Source organism: Anaerovibrio lipolyticus DSM 3074, from assembly GCF_900141865.1.
In the GTDB taxonomy this organism is placed as follows: Bacteria; Bacillota; Negativicutes; order Selenomonadales; family Selenomonadaceae; genus Anaerovibrio; species Anaerovibrio lipolyticus.
In genome coordinates this window covers 15,800-35,904 of sequence record NZ_FQYW01000026.1, presented here as the reverse complement: position 1 = coordinate 35,904, position 20,105 = coordinate 15,800, and the positions used below count along the sequence as shown (strand labels likewise).

The following is a 20,105-nucleotide window of genomic DNA, read 5'->3' as shown; positions in this document are numbered from 1 at the left end:
AACCTGCCAACTGAAGATTCATAACACTATACTATGACGCAGCCTACGGGCTGCTTTTTATTTGTTGTTGAGGCATACTATATTTTGACGCTTACACTACTTGTATCCCGTCAAACCATTCCGTTTGATCTTGTCCAATTTTATTATCAATAAAAGCTACAATTTCACTCTCACTGAAAAGTGATTTTATCCTGCCATATCTTTTTTTTAGGTATTCTCCTACTCCAAATATTACAACTCTCATTTAATATTCACCCAAACCCTTGACCGTTATTTCGTACACATCCTATCCCATAAAGGCACATAGTATTTAGTAAGCAGTTTTTTTTCGATTTGAGCATACTCCCAAAAGCCCTTTCCTTCTTCAATTCCCCATTCCTGCAGTTGTTTCTTAATTTCACCAGAATATTTTGTCGTTGCTATAATTACAATATTATCTTTGCCTATTATTGTTTTTTGGGGTTTAACAACTCTATTTTCACTATCATTTACCTTTTTTTCTTCTGCTCTTATATCAAATATATATTCGATGGTTCGACCATATTCTTTAAATAATTGTTTTGCCCTATTAGCCACCAATCCATTGCCCCAAATAATGTATTTGGCATACTGCGGTAATATTTCATCTAGAATCATTTTGACTTTATCGTTCTGTTCTCGTAATAGACGCTCGAACAACAATATAGAAACCCTATTCCATTCCAAATTTCTGTATGATATATGTTGCTTTTTGTCAAATTCAAGTTCAACTTTTTCCAGCAAAGATAATTCAACAAAATTTTCTAATATTGGCTTCCATAAGGATAAATATTGTGGCTTACTCCAAGCATGACAACCGAAAGGTAGATTTTCCACAGACAGTTTATCCCAAGAATGAGCCACATTAAACTCAACTGAAAATTGAGCCGCTATTTTTGAAGCAGGAACTTCGAAATCAATTTCCTTATCTTTTCCGCAATAGGCAAAGAATTCATCTTCAGAAGCCTCTAATTCGGATTGAAGTCCTGTTTTATCATAAATTTCTTGTCTCATTCGAGTCACACGGATGCAGCTACTAACCTTGCGCAACGAAAATCCACCATTTCCAACTCTGGCGAATACATTTTTCCAATATGTTATTGGCATAGGCGCGCCCCAATAGTCATAGCCTTGATTGCAAAAATAATCCAATTTATTGTGAAACACAAAGGCATCTAACTGGTAAATGAGAATATATTTATATGACAAAAAACGCTCGTAAAACTCTGGCTTTAATAATAATTTACTATACGGCAACCGGCCGGCAAGATCTTCATCGGGAAAAAATTCCGCATACAGATTACGTTCCGAAAAAAAAGGCTCCATTTTTTTCGGTGCCATAAAACATATTGGATAGTGCCCCAATACACTATAAAGCTGTTTTAAAGCGATTTGTTCGGAAGCCAGCAATTTCTCCCGATATACAGGAACAACTATTATAACATCATTCAAAGCTCTCACCCGCATGTATATATATTCCATAAAAACACACAAAGTCTACTATAATTCGCTATACTTCTTTGCTCAACTGTTCCTTTGTCAACACATCCTCTATATACCACAAGTTACAAAATCCAAAATCATTCAATATTTTTGCAATTTCAAATCTATATTTACGAGAAGAAATGATAACGGGACATTGACAATTTTCGCTCAATAATTTTTCTTTTCCAAAAATCTCTATGCCATCTATTCTGTTTCCTATAACTTTATCATTACTATCTACAATATATGAAATATCAACATCGAAAGATTTCTGTTTTATAATACGCTTAGCATCAATGCCCGATCCAAACATAATATAACTCCCTTTTTTTATTTTTCTGTTCTTCCATACCATAAAGGACATCATTTCAGGGAAATATTCATTTATAAATTCTTCGTATTTTGATACCATTTTTGACTCAAAGTTAAAAATTCGTAAATACGATTGAAAAACAGAACATATCCTCATTTTTAATGTATCCCGATTTTTTTCATATACCTGTTTTTCCTTCATAAAATTTATAGCAAATTCCATTGAAGATGCATAATCCATCCCGGCTTCATGTTTTCTGGCATTAATCAAGCTTTCTGAATTATCAACAGTATAGTAATAAAGGGCCTTTTTATTCACGTAGACATGCTTTGCCATAGACGCGATCATATAAGAAAAGCTTTCATCCTCACTCAAGCCATCAAACATTGTTATATTATTTTCTACCAAGAATTTCTTCCTGTAGACTTTGCACCATACAGTAACAAAAATGTCTAGATCTAAGTATGTATTAAAATTTACTTGAAACAAGCCCTTTTCACGTGGTAATCTTTCTATCACCGTACCGTCATATAAGGTTCTATAATACCCACAGCAAGAAAAATCCAGCCTATTATTATTTTCTAACGGCGTGACCATCTCCATGAGAAAATTTTCATCTATTCTATCATTAGCATCCACGTAAGCAATAAACTCTCCCCTTGCCAAATTCATAGCATAATTTCTTGCATCTCCAAGGCTATTATCCTTTCTACTGACTATGATAATCCTATTATCCCGTCGTTGCCATGTTATACATTTATTCAATGAGTTATCACTACAGATACCAACCATAAGCAAAACTTCAAAATCATCATAGCTCTGATTTAAAATTGATTCCAGGCAATTATCTATATATGCCTCACTATTAAAAACCGGAACTATAATCGAAACCATAAAACTCACCTCAAACTTAATTATACATATCGCTAGGGCTATTAGAAGCAATTATCTGATAACTTTTTCCAAACATCGGAAGAACATTGGCATGCCATACTACGATAAGTGCCTCAGTTCATTTTTCCCCTTAGCTCTATATAACTCTATTTCATTGATATGTAGCATTTTATCCCCTCTCATGCATAACAAAAATAATCATCAGTGTTCAACTATGTATTTTTCGCTTACTTTTTCTAATTCCTTTAATTTTGTAAAAGTATATTCTGAGTCTATAATTCGTTCTGAAATCGTTAGCACCTTTTCCGGGGTCTTCATCTTGCGCTTCAGCTCAGTAGCTATTTGCTTTGATGTATCAGGATTAGTAACGGCTATCAAAATATAATCAAATAATTCTTCATTTATTTCTTCTGGCGAACTAACTTTTTTACCATTTTTCTGATAGTATTCTGCCTCTCTATCAAACCAGCCAGCGCAAATATACTTTGAAGAAAGTTTCTCATATATTTCTTCTCCTAATACGCCAGCCCCATAAATGGCAATTCTATTTCCTGTTGGCACTTCACAATAAGGGTATATACCACTATAATCCGCAAAGTATTCATATCCTCCTAAAAGCAAATCACGTACAATAAGCCATCTGATTATTTTATCCCCACTATTTATTCCAGCATGAGGTTGAAATAGATGTAAAAGAAACTCCTGCAGTAACTTTTGACTAAAAACATTCGTTTTTTTGTGTGAATGACAAAACGAATCATCATTTTGACGATAAAAATACACCACATTGCTTATAAAACAAACTTTTTTGGATTTTAGCAAGCTAAATAATGTACAAGCACAATCCTCACTATAATTTATTCTTAAATCTATAATAGAAAAAAAATCTTGCAAAACTTTTTTTCTATATAGTATCGGATACATTCCAGTTGGTATTCCAAATGAAAAGAAGTGAGGCATCATAAACCTCTCCACGGCATCTACGCCAGCATATATTCCCTCTATGCTTTTCATTATTCCTTTTAATTGCCCGTTTTGATATTTTTGTATTCTTCCAAAAATCATATCTGCACTTGTCATTTTATAAGCATCAATAAATTTTTCACAAATATCAACAGAAACGAAATCATCTGCATCAACAGATATTATCCACTCACCTTTTGCCTTTTCTAAGCCAAGCTTACGTGCAGCATTTTGCCCAGCATTTTCTTGGTAATAATATACAAAGCGACTGTCCTTTTCTACATATTCATTACATATATCTGCTGACTGATCTATAGAGCCATCATCAATTAGAACCACTTCAATATTTTTATATGTCTGTCGTTTTATACTTTCCAAACACTCAGGTAAATATTGGGATTTGTTATATATTGTTACAATAATACTCACGAGTTCCATATAGTATCGTTCCTCTCACAATTACATTTACTTACTATATTTTTCTATAAACTCGTTGATAGGTATAAACATATCATCATATCTTTCTCTAATTGTATCATCCTCCCAATCCCACCACCTGATTTTTTCTAGAGCAGCTATTTGCTCTTGAGAATACCGATAGCGAACAACACGAGCAGGAATGCCGGCCACAACAGCATAAGCTGGAACAGGCTTTGTTATTACTGCACCTGCTGCCGCCACAACGCCATCCCCAATATCAGAGTAATTTGTAATTATCACATTTTCTCCAAGCCACACATCATTGCCAATCGTAATACGTTTTACATTAGGAACCTTTCCTAGCGGCTTTATATCCGGAATATACCATTTTTCACCTTTCCACGCATCATATGGAACATCCTTAAAGCCTTCAACGCCTTCAAACCCACCACTACCTACTAAAAACGGTGAGGTGGAAATTAAATCAATATTATGATTATTGACTACATCTACACCTGCAGCGAAACTGCAAAAAGCCCCCACTTGTTTTACCAAAGGATGATTACATAAAGGACCATAACTATGCTTTCCACAAACAGTCCTTTCCCAATTCTTGGGATTCCATAATCCACCATGATTTAACTCATAAAAAAAAACATCCATTAATTGTGACTCTGAAACATATCGCAGGGCCTTATCACGTAATATATCATGAACACTAGGATTTGCCGTAGCTAAAATTAGCACAACGCCTTTATTTCGTTCATAAGATAATTCCACCAATCTAGAAGATGGCTTCACTTCTGGATTAAACTCACAAATATTATCATCAAAAATATGTGTTGGTTCAATGCAAAATTGTTCCTTTAGAATTCTTTTAGCCAGTAAACCTATGTCACCAAACGGATATATAGCAAACTTTCTCCTTTCAGGAGACTTTTGCAAAATTGTCTTTATTCCGTTAGATATTTTTTGAAAAACAGTCATGCTATCATCCTTATAAACCTATTTTATGATCACGTCCACTCCTTGATATCCTGTTTGCTTATTTCCCAAGGATGATCATAGGTCCGTCCCTTTACATTACAATATCGGCAGAAATTTATAGGTTTCGCAAGAAACTCCAATACTTCCTTAGCACTATGAGCCATATGGATATCTATACCATCGTCCACAGTCAAAGGAAGATTTTTACCATAAAAATTATTAAACGCCTCAATATTAGGAGCTATGCTACAAGTATAAAGCTTACCTCTTTCCAATGTATGACAGGCATTTGCATTGGCACAATGAATAAAGCTTTCCATTGCATCTTGACTACCTGATAAATCCAACGGAAAATGCCACAACGTACGGCCACTTTCCGAAGAACCTATATACTCCCAAACAATCCCATTTCCCTCAGCAAACTTTTTAAGCCCATCATAGTCAAGCTTCACTGGATATTTTGTTACCATAAGACCAACAGTGGCACTCCGTAGAACACACCAAAATTCCTCGCCCATTTTACCAAGCAAAGTACCATTTGTAGCAATAAATATCTCTGTACGCGGCATATACTCCCTAGCAATTTTTACATACTCCAACAGATTTTTATTTAAAAGTGGTTCGCCCCCCAAAAGGATAATTCGATGAATATGGCCTGCCATAACATCTGCCAAACGCTTCATATCACGCTCAAACACATCCAATTCCAGAGCATCAGCCTCTGCTATTGGGGCAAAATGGTCGCATCCCTTACATTTAAGGTTGCAATCCTTATTAATATTAACCTCGATGTGTATAGAATCTAATGGCACCAATCTCAGCTTCTGTTCCTTTGCCAGTTCCTCTCCAACAATATCTCCTGGAAGTTCTGTAATTATTTGTTCCTTAGGGATTCCAGCGTCCAACAACTGTTGCTCCATTTGCTTACTATGGCGCAGAGAAGCCACTATAAACTTTGATTTACCATACTTTGCAACAGCTTCTTGCAAAGAAATTACTTTTATACCATCATGCTCTCCTTGTTTAGTGCTGGAATTATCACAAAATACGATATTATCTTCTGCATTTTCATGCTTTAAACGTTCATACAGCTTTTTCCCTACTGCTGCGTAGCCGAAAATAATAATTTTCCTATATTCGTCTTCTATATTATGAATCATAACAAGCCGCTCCTGTTATTACAGTTTATTCTACGATTATCCCTTTATTTTCTGTTTATGACTAGTCCTACTGCTTATATATTTAACATATAGTTAATAATTGTTTCTATCAGTCCACGCACATATCTTTTCGTAGCTTTTTTATTTTACTGTCCACAAATTTCAAGAACTCTTTATTCTCATCATACAACGGGTCATAATCAGGATTATGTGGTCGAATAACATTTCGTGATTCATATAACTGGCTTTCAAATTTATCTTGCCAATCCAATAACGCTGAATCTGCAATATGTCGGTTATTTTGGATTATTTTTATAACCTCTATAACAGTATATTCATCTACACCGAAATACCCTTCATCGTAAAAATTCGTTTTATAGAAACCCATTATCTCTCTATGTATGGGACAATATATTTTCTCTAGTTGTTGTTCCTTTATTTTTCTCTTATTATCATCCTTGTTGTTTCTAACAAAATTTTCACAATTTTGCAACTTAGCTTTTATGTTTTTGATATTAATGTTGTTTATAATATTATTTATTTCTTTTTCAATGTCATGCGTGTCATACATGATACTACCATTTATAAACTTTCTAAGTTCTGCAACTGCCTTAAACCATTTTTTTAGTGTAATTTGCTCATCAGTGGACAAGCAGGTAGTCTCAATATAATCTTTCCATTTATCATCAATAATCGCCGATTCTATTAACTTTAACCATTCTTGACTTCCTGTACGCCATGAATCTTTTAATTCTCTATTGGTTAATACTAAATTATCTATTGCATTTTCTATATACTTAGATAATAATGAACTATTTTTATATACTGATTTTTCTACCTGTATGTTATTGGGGCTAAGATTATTATTTATAACATTTCCATCACCACTTACTATTTGATTAATTCCATGCATTTCACAATTATTTTGAATAGAATTCCCTTTATTTTTAATAATTGTATACTTTTTCCCCCAAAAAATTACACAACTAATAATAAATACACCTATACCACTAAAAATCCATTCTTTATTATCTCCAATATATTCAAATATACTAAGAAAACTATCCCCTATAAGCAAAAAAACATCCCTTCTTTTCACATCATATCCAATTCAACAAAATAAGATACAACTATTTACTATCCCTTCTTAATAACTACCTCAATAGAGTATTCCCCATCACTAGGCAATTTAGGGTTGGTAACAGAATAGCCCTCATCACATACTTTAGCATATTCCACACTGTAGCCTTTTAGACTCCTACTGATTTCTTCCATAATATCCAACGTATAGGCGTTTGTATCCCCCCCTAGAATAAACATGTGTTTATGATGTGGATTGAATCTTGATGGCAGCTCTTTCTTCTTCTCGTACAAATCTCTATGGGGAATATACAATATTAGATAACCTCCGGCTTTGAGGACACGAAACCAATTATACAAAGCGATCTTGACATCTATCATATGCTCCAAGCAGTGCGATGAATATACAAAATCAAGACTATCATCGTCTACACCTTTAAGATATTGGGCATCCCCATTCATTAAATCCCATCCGTATACACCATCAACCACCGGGTCATTTCCACAACCAATATCCAGGCCTTCACCCTGACAATACTTTTCAAAGAAACCTTCTCTTTTGCGACGATTTTGAGCCTTGCCTGTTTCTCCTCCGCAATGCCCCAATGGATTAATAACCGGAGTTTTAGTAAAAGGTACAAACGGCTTCTTTTCTATGTCAAAATATCTATCAAGTTCATCAACATAATAATCAACTCTGGACCAACCCTCTGCCAATACGATTTTGTCAGAGTCAACTCCCATGTCAATACATTTATCCCTAACATCCAGCCAGCCATTTATCACTGCAAGCAGGAGTATATCAAATTCCTTGTTCATCAACTCCATCGGAGACTCTACCTTATAGGAACCACTTGCGCCCGCCAACGTGCTTCCCCATATTTTTTCATTACCATCCACCCACAAAACAATCTCATTATTTTTCCGTAACGGAAATGAAAGGATTTTCTTCCCTACCATTCCTGCACCATATACAGCTATTTTCATTTGACTTTTTCCTCCAAATAAGTTTCTATTTCCGATAAAACATTCTCAGGGAGAATGGACCACATACACTCAGGCTTCTCCATGCCTCTAGCACATTTATAATATTCAGGATAGAGAAGGTAACAATTTTTACATTTATCCGACACTATATTAATATTCTGAGGATAACTAAACAGTTCAACCTGTGTAGGCCCATAAATAACAGCACATTTTGTTCCAAGCTGAGTCGCAAGATGCATAAGACCACCTTCTATGTCCAAGTGAAGCAATGCACCTTTAAGAATGTATTTCACAATCTCCAAATCCTTACCAAAAAGTATTCTGTCCACGTTAGATATAGGCTCCGTATAATCGTCGCCTAGTTGAACAACTTCAATATCAGGATACTTCTTCTTAAATAATATAACGAAATTTTCAAAATATTCTTTAGGCCACTGCTTACTTATAACTTCCTTATTTTCTTTGCCAGCAGCACCATTGCCATAATTGAAAGTTATATACCGATGTAAGCCGAGTGCTTCATAGTCTTCTCGATATTTATCCTGAACCGGGATATTAACCTTTTGATCTCCAATATGAAACACATCTGTATAATTATAAAATGTGTAACAATTCTTTCCCTGATACATAGAACGTCTGAAGTGAAGATGATTCTGCACTGTAGGAAATGGACTAAGCCCATATTCACTATGACGCTGCACATGAACGCGTATTTGCTCAGCAAAAAATTTATTGACTCGTTCTATTTTTTCATAATCAACATGGTCTACTTGAATCATAAAGAAAATAGACATTGACAGCCCATATTCTTTATGATGTTGCGCATATAACGCTCCACCATCATCTATGGCACAGTTAAGATTTGGTTCATCGGCATAAAATGATTTGATAAATTTAGCACCACCAGGAGTATAAATATCAACTTTTGCCTCTGGTGCCATTTTAACAATTTCCCTGAAAAGCCGTTTCTTAATCACCGCATCACCAAGTCCAGGACCAAACTTCAATGCTATAGAAATAGGTGCCTTTTTATATGCATAATCTATATCCGTTTCTTCTGTCTTTGACTCCTCTGTATACAGAGAGTTACACTCACCTCTGGCCCCTATATGGACGATTTGCTCCGCAGCTACACCTTTCTCCTGTAAAAAATTAGAAATGTCATTGTAGAATATCGCTGTTTTCATAGCGATAACAACATAATCAAATTCCACTTGTACCACTTTTTCTGGCGAGAGCACAGGAATAATCATGGAAGGATATTTATCAAAAGCACGATCAAGAAAACAAGCCACATCTGCGTAGCCTGTCAATAGCATCTGCTTTAAATATTCCTGCCCCACATCCCCAGCACCATAAATAATTATACGGGAGCCTTGGGGGATTTTTTCATATGGAAAAAGGTATGTATATTTTTCAGGCATAGTATCAGCTACCCTCTAACAACATCAATTCTTAAAAATATAACAAATAATATTAGCAACCATTATTACCTTGTCAATGCTACTTACAGTCTTTTTTGCTTGTAGATATTCCCATAATTTGTGCCTCTTCTACCCATATAAAAGACTTAAAGTCGCTCATATCATATAACCCTTGTTCAAATTATTTTGGTGTATTAGGTTTTAATATATTTTTACCTAAAGCTTCCTTATCAATTTCATTAACTAAACGAGTCACTTTTTCAGTTGCTTCCATAATAAGATCATAATTAAGGTTAATTCGCCCCTTTGAATCTTTTTTGAAGTCAGGATATTTTTCATTAAAGTCTTTGTTTACTTTTCCATCAGCATGAACTAATATATGTCGTATTTCCAAAAAAGGAAGCGCATTTTCTATGACATCACCAGGAAGTTTTAATCCAAGTTTATTACAAACTTTCTTTATCAATTCTGCCGTACTACGTTCAGCTTCTAATTTTTGAATAATATCTTCGGCTATTTTCATAATCAATTCCTTCAAAGTCGAAAATTGTAAAATATCATGTGCCGCGACTTGAATCTTGTGTTCACCAAGTAATCGATGCGCTGCACCACTCTCTTTACTAATAAGTGCACCTTGATAAATAATACTCTTCAAATATGCCGTCAACTCTTCATACAAATCTTTAATATATGATGAATAAACTGTCTTTCGTAGATGCTTTATTACTATTTCTCTACTATTTTTAACAGGGCGTCTTTTTTGTAATTCTGTATGTCTCGGAGCTACATAGCGAAAAAGTGCATCTTTGGTAACTAAAAAATCACCATTTTTATTGGCATTGCATATTACATCTATAAGCTCTAAATCTTCCTTAAATGATATAATCCGATTTTGAAAAATAAGTGCTTCTTTTGAAATATTCGCACTCATTGCGTTCTCCCCCTTCTGCACAGTTGTTGGTATAGGTTACTCCATCTTCATTTTCCCCACTCAATTCACGCCACGTTTCAACAAACATTTCAGATGAGACACCCAGTTCATACGAACATATTGCATTACCTTTTTTTAAGAATAAGTTATCATAAATCTCACATAAAACTCTTTCAGCTAAATCACTTAATTTCACGGTTTGCCCTCCATATATTGCTTCATAGGGTTTTATAACTGTACCACTGCTTATTGTTTTAAAAGCCCCCATTCTTCACTTATCCTCATGTATACAGATCTTTCGCACAAATGGCTCACTGTTTCATTCATTCCTCGTATTGCAAAAATTTGATTAAATCTTAATAAACCGTAATGTATAATTAATTTTGCAACCAATTCATCAATAAATGACGAACTAACCGTCGCAACTCCTGAGAAGTCTAAAACAATAGCTTGTTTTCTACGAGTAAAGATATTAATAATATCTTTACGCAAACATCTCCCCGCATCTCTCGTTGCAGTTCCTGAACAATTTTCATAGATATCATAAACCAATAAATCAGAATCCTCTTGTACCATATAATCATCTAATCTTATATCAAAGCCATCATACCCCCCAATAGATAAAAAAACTGACGAAAGGCTCACCTCGTGGCCTAAATCAATCTGAAAGTCCACCACGGTACCAGGGCGTTTGTTATCTATATATGGTAGTCTTTCAAATTTTTTTGTGTCATCACCATATAACATAAACGAGGAATTTCCTGATGTTATACTTAATCGTCCTCTATTCTCTTTGACTATTTTATACAATCCGAACAAACCATTCCCTTGTCCCTGTCCATCACCGACGCCCTCTTGTAGTGAAAGTGATATTGCATCTATTCCTTTCTTAGGATGATGTTTCGTATTTTTTAATGAGTTGTATATTCCAATACCTGTATCCACTATGCAAATTGCTATATGCTTGCTTCTATCATGCAATTGTCCCATTACATATCCTTTATTACATTCGCTATGAGTCAATACATTGTCCATCACTTCATTTATACACCAAGTTAAACTATCTAAAACACCAGATTCGCACTCTATTCTTTGGCTTATACTGTCAATACACCTCTTTGTATACTCTGCTACTTGACAAGAATTATCATAATAAAAAACTTTGTCAAATGGATTAATGTTGTTACTACCAGATAAAAATGCAACAGGAGCTGTAAAATCACACTGAGTTAAGTATTCATCCTCCGAAAAGTTAAAACAGAATTTAAATCCATTTTCCCTATAGTAATCTATAATGCCAGCAATTGGTACACAAGCATTGGGATATACTAATAAAGAATTTGAATCTTCACTGTATATATTTTTGGTTTCAATAATGAACTCGGTATATCCTCTATTTATACCATCTTTAATGCAACGAATAAAATCACTAACACATGCTGGATGGTCCATCCGGGTTATTATAATTTTATTTTTATCTCTATGTATATTTTGTTGCTGAGACATCTGTTCCCACCTCGTGCTGTTTATTTATAAACACTAATACACATTTCCTTTTCGATGATTTTTACTTTTATCATAGCAATGCATTATTCAACCTATGACGTTTAACTATTTAAATCTTAGTTACTACTTACCATCTTTCATATAGCTTTCAATAATTTCTGTTTTCTTCAATATGAATTCAAAATCAAATCATTATATGATTTTTCAAGTTACTTAGTATTACCAAGTCAGTCAAGTCCATATATACCACCCGTTCTGTATACTTTCCTGAACATAAAACAATGCTTTTTCAGTCTCATATTTACATTTATCCATAATCAGCTTATTATGTCCCCACTGAATTTTGAAAACAACATCTACAGAATTTACCCCAACTGGAGGTATCTTTACAGCCTCAAAGTATAATTCATCAAACCAAAGCCACTGCTGAGGTATCAATATGATTTTTATATACAAATTCTGTTATTGTCCTCACAGCGTTTTATTTTCAATAACATCAACCATCCTCTTTGAAGCATTGCCATCTTCTTTCACTTCTAATTCATTAAAGAGCCCTGCCACATCCTCATAGTATTTTTCATTATCAAACACCTCGATACTGTGAACAAGTTCATCCATATTCTCTGCGTGTGGAAACGGAAGCATTTGCAGATCCCACATAAGTTCTCCCCGATCATTTATGTAATCTCTTAAGTCATAGACATACAAAAATACAGGTCTTTTAATATACGCCGCATCAATGGTCATGGCAGAATAGTCCATTATCAATACACCTGACGGTCATTTAAGGATGATTTCCTAAAGTCTTTCCTAAACGTATCCCTGTTATTAATGGGTTCATCAACACATACCAGGTCTGTAAATAAAACTGCTCAGGGCTTTTCCTACATTCCAACTTTTCCCAGCTGTTATCCACCCAAACTACAGTAGTCGACAGCTCATAGGCACGATTTTTTAGTGTATTTTTGACTTTGTAGGTACACGTTGTGGTCGATTATGTCACTCTATTATTTCCCAATGCCCATCTTTTCTTCCGCCTACTCTTTCCAATATCTGTAAATCTTTCAATATTTTTATATGTTTTTCAATCGTCCTAGACGATACAGATAAGCATTTGGCTATCTCTTTTGCCGTAATTTTAGAATTATCAGATATTAATTCTATAATACTTCTCTGGGTACCATTAAGCAATTCTTTTCCGAATGTTTTCCGAACGTTTTCCGAATCTTTCCCGAATTTTTCCTGGTTCTTCCCTTTTTCCTGTTCATAATGTTTCTTATCATAGTAGTTCAAATTATACAATGTCAGCACAAAATCATTAGCATCCGCATAGATTTTAGGCATCAATTCTTCTCTGGAATTCTCCTGAAAATCATAATCTTCTAGTATCTTTTTAAAGCCACTGCCACGACGTTCCATCAGCTGCAGTCTGCTAAATATATCTGCTAGTACCGGGTTGCGCCTTTTTGAAGATATTGTTCGTAAATCCTTTCCTTCAAGGGTAGAGCCGTCTACCATACCGCCTGGTGAATAGATTTCCAAACGGTCATCAAACATATCTATATGGACTTCGCTGCCTATTTCCAGATAATTTCTATGAATCAAGGCATTAACCAGTCCCTCAGTTACCGCACGTTCAGGATACTCTGGATACTCCACTCTACTTGTCGGTAATTTTCGCCATGCTTTTCTGTTATTCCGCATGATAAATTTCAGTCCATCTTGAAACAGCGAAACAAGGCCACCAGAATATTCTTCATCATCAAGAGCATCCATCAATCCAGATGCTTTAGTAAGTCCATTCCACCTAGTACAGAACACCCGTGAATGTCGTACTGGAGATTCGTCAGCAAGAAGGGCACCGGCATTAGTGAGGTTGCCATTACCATCTACTATTCCGAATGATTCATAATCCGTTTCTTCAAATGATTTTCCTGTACGCTGCTTATATACCGAACGTAGCTTAGTAAAGGCCATATCCTCGAACATATAACGTGACGGAAGGCTATCATAGCTTTGCCCACTTCCCCGTATTACAAGTTCGCGCAGCTGCGCAGGATTCGCTGGAACACTTTCATTTCCAATCCGAACATAAGCAATTAGTTGCCCTTCCCCGGAGTAATAATATGGCGTTTCATCACCAATCATTACATCAACTATAATTAGTACCTTATCATCAATTTCTTGAAATGACATTTTAAACTTTGGAATAGGGTTCATTCTATTTTTGATTGTCTCGCTAATAATTTCTGAATCACTTTTAGCATTTTCTAAGCCAATTACCGTACCATCATCGGAAATTCCAAAAATCAATTTCCCACCAAATGTATTGGCAAATGCGCTGATACTTTTCAGCCAGCTCTTTGGCTTTTTAACCTCAAGCTCCTGCTTCTTATCATATTCAGTTGCCTCACCAATAATTCTTTCTATGTTCATTACAATAACCCTTCTAAACATCAATCAACAAAAATGCTAATGATATTCCATCACCAAACTCTTCGAATGCATCATAACGGGCCATGGCAACAAATTCTGCCATATCATAATGTTATAATATTTTCAATAACATCAACTATACGCTTTGAAGCGTTACCATCTTCTTTCACTTCTAATTCATTAAAGAGCCCTGCCACATCCTCATAGTATTTTTCATTATCAAACACCTCGATACTGTGAACCAGTGCTTCCATATTCTCAGCGACGGGAAAAGGGAGTTTTTTCAGATTCCACATAAGTTCTCCCCGATCATTTATGTAATCTCTTAAGTCATAGACATACAAAAATACAGGTATTTTAATATACGCGGCATCAAATGTCATGGCAGAATAGTCCGTTATCAATACATCTGCCGCCCCCAAAGTCTCGCACATGTCATCTTCTCTACTGACATCAATAACATTATTTTTTACTTCTTCTGGTAGGCTTGCAGATATATGCCTGGCTGTCAATTGAGGATGAAGACGAAGAGCCACAGTCCAACTACCACCAAATCTTTTTTTTCAATGCCTTTATAAGTACAGTAAAGTCTGGCATCTTATTCTGCAATTCAGGATTCCTATTGGTGTCCTGACTACCACTTCTGAATGTTGGGGCATACATTACAATCCTTGTGTCATCAGCCAAACCATATTTTTGCCTAAAGTTTTTCCTTAATTCTTCCCTATTATTAATGAGCACATCTACTCTGGCCGAACCAGTGCGAAGCATTTTACCGCTATAAAGCATTCCCAAAGCAGCATGGTCCTCTACCCACTTGGAATTAGTTACCAACAAGTCAATCATACGAGAATCGTGTTCGGTAACCATTCTAGCTATCTTAGTAAAAGAAGCTCCGCGCTGAAGTCCTATTGGTTTAATGGCAATACTGGCATGCCAGGTCTGTAAATAGAATTGCTCCTGTCTTTTCCGGCACTCCAACTGTTTCCGACTGTTATCCACCCAAACTGCAGCAGTTGAAAGCTCATAGGCTCGATTAATTAGTGTATTTTTGACTTTGCGGATACCAGGTGGAAACGACTTACTCATATCATCCACCAGCCACACCAAGTCCAAATCCTGCCTGCGCCGTAATAGTTCCAATGCTATATATTTTGGATTACAGGAAAACCCCGTGGTTCCCTCAATAGTGGTAAATACTATTTTCTTAGGATTAATCGGATATTTACGGCAATAATAAAATTCCCTGGCCTGTTTTCTTGCCTGCCGCAACCTCCGACGTATATATCTGTCTTCTTTAGATAGTTTCATTGATTAGGTTACCCCTTAATTTCAAAGTAAGTTTAAAAATGCCATAGTTCTTAAATTACAATCTACACTGCATAATATCTATCGAAAGGCTCCACCTTAATATAAAGCTACAAATGCCTTATTTTGTACAATTCTATCATTCTCTAGCATAATCCTGCAAAAACAAGATATTTCTTTCCGACTGCGCAAAATTTCGGGCAAAAGAAAACTGCTGCACCACTTTCGTACAGCAGACATATCGCACAAAACAATCTATTAATGTGCCTCATAATATTTACATTTTTCTTCTAGCAGTCTGAAATTACAGCATCTACCCTTCAAACCAGGTGATATATGCCCATGGATATACATACCGCGTAGTCTAGTTGCAATCTTTTTTATTTTATCGGCATTACGCCTAATATCACGGTACTGATTGTATAATAATTCTTTGTAACTATCATCTTCTAGGCTAATATTTAATAGGTGATAACATCCTTCCACAACAGGAATCATATTATTAAAATTAATAATTCCATATTCGCCACCACCTATTTTATATAAATCTTTACCATGCAAGTTTTTGTGCTTAGCTTTTGGCGAACTCATGGGTGCAAAATACTTACAATCATTAACTTCAAGTATTATACCTATATATGGCCTTCTATAACTTTCAGGATGTTCCATAGGCACTCTATCATCAAATTTCCTCAAGAAATCAGTATATTCCCTGTCTACAGTATAAAATTTCAACGACATACTATTCCTCCAACAAAAAAGGTGAGCTATAAGCCGCTCACCTTTACCTCGCACTTAACGGGGGCGATTTCCCTATCTTTTTTTAGCCTCGCACTTAACGGGGGCGATTTCCCTATCTTTTTTAGCCTCGCACTTGACGTGGGCGATTTCCCTTCCTTACCTTATATTACATCTTTCTATTATTTATTGTCAACTCATTAATGCACCATTCCGTACATGCTATAAGAATTATAGCATGTACGGTTCAACATGAAAAGTATTAATTTACCCTTAACCTTTTCAGGCAAATGCATTGCCAGCACCTCACAACCAATTTTCATTCAGTTCTTGATACAGCTTTTCAAACATGATAACAAATTTATCTTGGGTGTCTTTAATTATGGACAAGGCAATTTCATCACTATAGGAATGCACCACATTATTGTGTGCCTTCAATGCCTCGCTCCATACATCCTCATCATCAATCATCTCAGCCTGATAGGCTAGCTTAATTATAGCAGTTGGCGAGCCCAATTATGGGAGTTCAAAACATATTTCAAACAATTTTCCAGTGCAAAATAATAGTAGGCATACTTCAACAAAATCTTGATATTTTCCCCTATATGAAGGCACAACAATCGAAAATCTATCATCCCCACTGCCACCTTCATTTGCTATGTGCTTATAAATTGTTATAAGAAAAGCCACCTCTTGTTCAGATAAACTATTTATAGTGTATACATACTTTTCACCACGCGTAATATCCAAATAACCAGAATACATAACATCATGTGTAATTTTGGCAAATCGTTTAATTCTTCCTTTTGTACCATTAAATATAGTTTTTCTAACTATACCTACCAATAAATTATATTCATCATCAGATAATTCACGATTTATCTTGGTATCATTAATGTGATTGTGCAACTCTTTTTCGAGTAATGCTAATCTTTCATTAGTCTTTTTTTGTACCACAATGTCATAAACACTAGCACTTGCTGACATAATGCTCCCTAAATTGCCAACCAATCCAACTACAGTTTCAACATCCATCATCTAATTCCCTCATGTATCTTGTTATATTGATGATATACTCTTTAAATACTTCATGCTATCAATACCTTTTCTCTCATGACAGTTTTGTAAAACTCACTATCTTGGTTTATTTCATTTATTTCAAAGACACCAACCTTTTTATTGAAGGTATCTCGTAGTTCTTCACCTAAAGCAAAAATCTGTGTCAACTTAAAGCCTTCTCCACCAATAACAAGAAAATCCATATCGCTACTATCATCAGCTTCCCCTCGCGCATACGAACCAAATAAATCTCTTTTACTTTAGACTTTGCTACTAAAGGTTTTACCAGATAAGTTTTATTTTCCAAGGTAACAACATTCTTATCCATCTTTTCACCTACCAATTAATCCAATTCATCTATCAAAAGGCTCCACTTTAATCTACAGCTACAACTACCTCGCCTTATGCAATTCTACTATTTGCTAACATAATCCTGCAAAAACAAGATATTTCTTTTAGGCTGCGCCAAATTTTGAGCAAAAGAAAACTGCTGCACCACTTTCGTACAGCAGAATTAACACATTTTTCTCACTTTAGTCCAAAATGCTGGTACCAAGCAAAAACTATACTTTCTTTGTTAGCAGCAATCCCTTTTAAAAGACGATTTAAATCTTTCTGTGGTATGTGACCATTATTATGTGCTACAACAGGATTACCGTTAGCAGGCAGCCAAATTTTAGTAGCATTTTCTGTTGGCGATCCCTTGCATACATGAACATGTATGGGTTCATTATCTTCCCGTGACCAAAAATAAATGCGATAACCGAATAATTCACCCCACGTCGGCAATGATCTCACCATCCTCGCGGGCTATTTCCCAAATCAAAGGGCTATTATTTTTGACAAAAGCTGTAAGTTTTATTAATTCATCTTCAGTGAAGCCCATACATTTTGTACACACTACGCTCGGCAACAAAAATTCAGCCTGGTCAAACCCATGTGCATTAGGACGTTCCATATGAACAATAATACTTTCTCCCTTTGTAAGGGATGAATGAATATCAGAAAAAGTTGTATGTATATTGTCGATAGTGCTATAGTGATGCTTCATGACTGCAAACCTCCTTCGCAGCTTAATATCTGTTAAATAAATTATAAACTGTTTAAAAGGTAATAACAACCTAATTAGTAAGCACAAACACAGCCTTGTAAAAACGAATTAATACCGTCCAATTATCGCAGAATCCTTAAATTCAGCAACCTTTTTTCCCGGCAAAGTTAGGATATAGCCATCCACAAAGTCATTGCCTTCCTTCAACCCTATACCCTCAAACATCTTTTTTAATACCTTATAATGCTTACTGATAATTACCAAAACTCTTTCATCAGCAGGCAAAGAGAAGAAAAAATCTATAAGGTCACCACACTGCAAGTTGGTTGTCTCATCTTCACCGCTATCATAGAAGGTACCATTTAGACATAATTCCACTTTAGACGCCAAAACACGGCTTCCAAATATTAATCTTTTAGATTTCCCCAACAACAATGTTAATAGATTGGACCGCTCAGCCAACTCCCTGCAATTTTGTCCCAAATAAGACAAACTCCTCATGGAAGCCTTCTCATTTTGCCAAGGAGTCTTGCATAAATAATGCCAAAATAAGGTGTCATACGCATCATTGGTATCAAGCTTCAATGCTCCACCAGCATAATGAAAAATAGCCTCTTTTTTATCCATTTTCTGCATGCGGGCATAGTTAACCAAAAAATTATACTCTATTGGTAACAAGCGGCATGATTCATCAAAAGCACAGTTCAAAAAATCCTGATCTGGATATTCCGTATTAATCCCATCCCGCAATAGAAAAGCAATAACATCATCTGTTATCTGGCGATACTCACTAAAAAAATTCATATCCATCAAAAACACACCAGAATTGAAGTATTTATCCTGCTGAACCAGCCCATTTTTAACCACAACAGGAACCAGATCCATTGGAAGCATAGCTATGAAGCTATCAGAAACGGCGGCAATATGGGCATGTCCCAATTCCACATTCCATAACTTGGCAATATCCATGTTCACAATGGTATCCGCATCGAGATAAATAGCCCGATCTATAGACGAAGGCAACAGTTCCCCCATGGCAAAACGAAAAAGTATCCCTTGATATTGTGGCAAATATATTTGTTGTATTTTACCTATAAATTCTCTAATGGAAGGAACAGTTAAAATATTATAAAAACAAATTTTCTGACCATAATCCCCTGCCAATACTACAAGCCTATTTTTATTTTCTTCATTCAAAGTATCATCATGTAATACATGTGCAACTACAGGAGATTGAGTATTTTCAAATATAGAGCAAAGGGACGTGCCAACAAACTTAGTATAAGTCCCACTTAAATCATTAAATGCATAACATACATGAATTGCAGTATCCATAAAAACCTCT

Annotated in this window: 23 protein-coding genes; all 23 read right to left on the bottom strand. The window is 35.3% G+C overall.

Annotated features, from left to right (window positions below):
• Nucleotides 1–91: 91 nt before the first annotated feature.
• The 23 genes from B6K08_RS13880 to B6K08_RS12315 all read right to left on the bottom strand — a co-directional run bounded on the left by B6K08_RS13880 (nucleotide 92) and on the right by B6K08_RS12315 (nucleotide 20,095).
• A complete protein-coding gene (locus B6K08_RS13880; protein ID WP_159446785.1) occupies nucleotides 92–244 on the bottom strand; it encodes a hypothetical protein in 153 nt (50 codons plus the stop codon).
• Between the two features lie 26 nt (nucleotides 245–270).
• Nucleotides 271–1,470 (bottom strand): DUF5672 family protein, encoded by a 1,200-nt coding sequence (locus tag B6K08_RS12425; protein WP_143254927.1) that lies wholly within the window; start codon nucleotides 1,468–1,470, stop codon nucleotides 271–273.
• Nucleotides 1,471–1,528: 58 nt separating this feature from the next.
• Nucleotides 1,529–2,710 (bottom strand): glycosyltransferase family 2 protein, encoded by a 1,182-nt coding sequence (locus B6K08_RS12420; protein WP_080326258.1) that lies wholly within the window; start codon nucleotides 2,708–2,710, stop codon nucleotides 1,529–1,531.
• A gap of 201 nt (nucleotides 2,711–2,911) precedes the next feature.
• The gene (locus tag B6K08_RS12415; RefSeq protein WP_080326257.1) at nucleotides 2,912–4,111 is read right to left on the bottom strand and encodes a glycosyltransferase family 2 protein; all 1,200 of its coding nucleotides are present in this window, start codon (nucleotides 4,109–4,111) and stop codon (nucleotides 2,912–2,914) included.
• Between the two features lie 27 nt (nucleotides 4,112–4,138).
• Entirely contained in the window at nucleotides 4,139–5,080 is a 942-nt protein-coding gene (locus tag B6K08_RS12410) for a CatB-related O-acetyltransferase (protein WP_080326256.1), read from the bottom strand.
• A 29-nt stretch (nucleotides 5,081–5,109) separates the two neighbouring features.
• Nucleotides 5,110–6,240 carry a radical SAM protein gene (locus B6K08_RS12405; RefSeq protein ID WP_080326255.1) on the bottom strand — a complete coding sequence of 377 codons (1,131 nt, stop codon included), beginning with the start codon at nucleotides 6,238–6,240 and terminating at the stop codon, nucleotides 5,110–5,112.
• A gap of 109 nt (nucleotides 6,241–6,349) precedes the next feature.
• Nucleotides 6,350–7,339 (bottom strand): hypothetical protein, encoded by a 990-nt coding sequence (locus B6K08_RS12400; RefSeq protein ID WP_143254926.1) that lies wholly within the window; start codon nucleotides 7,337–7,339, stop codon nucleotides 6,350–6,352.
• A gap of 38 nt (nucleotides 7,340–7,377) precedes the next feature.
• A complete protein-coding gene (locus tag B6K08_RS12395; RefSeq protein ID WP_080326253.1) occupies nucleotides 7,378–8,307 on the bottom strand; it encodes a methyltransferase domain-containing protein in 930 nt (309 codons plus the stop codon).
• Nucleotides 8,304–9,731: a hypothetical protein gene (locus B6K08_RS12390; RefSeq protein WP_080326252.1), complete on the bottom strand. Its 1,428-nt coding sequence runs from the start codon at nucleotides 9,729–9,731 to the stop codon at nucleotides 8,304–8,306. Before B6K08_RS12390 ends, B6K08_RS12395 begins: the two co-directional genes overlap by 4 nt.
• Nucleotides 9,732–9,912: 181 nt before the next feature.
• Nucleotides 9,913–10,662, bottom strand: coding sequence for a hypothetical protein (locus tag B6K08_RS12385; protein ID WP_080326251.1), 750 nt, complete (start codon nucleotides 10,660–10,662; stop codon nucleotides 9,913–9,915).
• On the bottom strand, nucleotides 10,604–10,930 hold the full coding sequence (locus tag B6K08_RS12380) for a hypothetical protein (RefSeq protein WP_080326250.1): 327 nt from the start codon (nucleotides 10,928–10,930) through the stop codon (nucleotides 10,604–10,606). The genes B6K08_RS12385 and B6K08_RS12380 overlap by 59 nt, the downstream gene beginning before the upstream one ends.
• Nucleotides 10,909–12,168, bottom strand: a complete 1,260-nt coding sequence (locus B6K08_RS12375; protein WP_080326249.1) for an STAS-like domain-containing protein — start codon at nucleotides 12,166–12,168, stop codon at nucleotides 10,909–10,911. The genes B6K08_RS12380 and B6K08_RS12375 overlap by 22 nt, the downstream gene beginning before the upstream one ends.
• 471 nt (nucleotides 12,169–12,639) lie before the next feature.
• Nucleotides 12,640–12,936, bottom strand: a complete 297-nt coding sequence (locus B6K08_RS12365) for a CDP-glycerol glycerophosphotransferase family protein (protein WP_327078483.1) — start codon at nucleotides 12,934–12,936, stop codon at nucleotides 12,640–12,642.
• A 231-nt stretch (nucleotides 12,937–13,167) separates the two neighbouring features.
• The gene (locus B6K08_RS12360; RefSeq protein WP_080326246.1) at nucleotides 13,168–14,604 is read right to left on the bottom strand and encodes an AlbA family DNA-binding domain-containing protein; all 1,437 of its coding nucleotides are present in this window, start codon (nucleotides 14,602–14,604) and stop codon (nucleotides 13,168–13,170) included.
• A 104-nt stretch (nucleotides 14,605–14,708) separates the two neighbouring features.
• Nucleotides 14,709–15,140 (bottom strand): CDP-glycerol glycerophosphotransferase family protein, encoded by a 432-nt coding sequence (locus B6K08_RS14240; RefSeq protein ID WP_080326245.1) that lies wholly within the window; start codon nucleotides 15,138–15,140, stop codon nucleotides 14,709–14,711.
• 7 nt (nucleotides 15,141–15,147) lie between these two features.
• Nucleotides 15,148–15,915 carry a CDP-glycerol glycerophosphotransferase family protein gene (locus B6K08_RS14235; protein WP_080326244.1) on the bottom strand — a complete coding sequence of 256 codons (768 nt, stop codon included), beginning with the start codon at nucleotides 15,913–15,915 and terminating at the stop codon, nucleotides 15,148–15,150.
• 255 nt (nucleotides 15,916–16,170) lie between these two features.
• The gene (locus tag B6K08_RS12345; protein ID WP_080326243.1) at nucleotides 16,171–16,653 is read right to left on the bottom strand and encodes a type III toxin-antitoxin system ToxN/AbiQ family toxin; all 483 of its coding nucleotides are present in this window, start codon (nucleotides 16,651–16,653) and stop codon (nucleotides 16,171–16,173) included.
• Between the two features lie 303 nt (nucleotides 16,654–16,956).
• Nucleotides 16,957–17,166 (bottom strand): nucleotidyltransferase substrate binding protein, encoded by a 210-nt coding sequence (locus B6K08_RS12340; protein ID WP_234985367.1) that lies wholly within the window; start codon nucleotides 17,164–17,166, stop codon nucleotides 16,957–16,959.
• Entirely contained in the window at nucleotides 17,167–17,688 is a 522-nt protein-coding gene (locus tag B6K08_RS12335; RefSeq protein ID WP_080326242.1) for a hypothetical protein, read from the bottom strand.
• A gap of 50 nt (nucleotides 17,689–17,738) precedes the next feature.
• On the bottom strand, nucleotides 17,739–17,912 hold the full coding sequence (locus B6K08_RS14145; protein ID WP_234985366.1) for a hypothetical protein: 174 nt from the start codon (nucleotides 17,910–17,912) through the stop codon (nucleotides 17,739–17,741).
• A 325-nt stretch (nucleotides 17,913–18,237) separates the two neighbouring features.
• Nucleotides 18,238–18,507: a DUF4160 domain-containing protein gene (locus tag B6K08_RS12325; protein WP_234985371.1), complete on the bottom strand. Its 270-nt coding sequence runs from the start codon at nucleotides 18,505–18,507 to the stop codon at nucleotides 18,238–18,240.
• On the bottom strand, nucleotides 18,482–18,760 hold the full coding sequence (locus B6K08_RS12320) for a hypothetical protein (RefSeq protein WP_080326240.1): 279 nt from the start codon (nucleotides 18,758–18,760) through the stop codon (nucleotides 18,482–18,484). The genes B6K08_RS12325 and B6K08_RS12320 overlap by 26 nt, the downstream gene beginning before the upstream one ends.
• Nucleotides 18,761–18,868: 108 nt before the next feature.
• Nucleotides 18,869–20,095: a glycosyltransferase family 8 protein gene (locus B6K08_RS12315; protein WP_080326239.1), complete on the bottom strand. Its 1,227-nt coding sequence runs from the start codon at nucleotides 20,093–20,095 to the stop codon at nucleotides 18,869–18,871.
• Nucleotides 20,096–20,105: the final 10 nt, after the last annotated feature.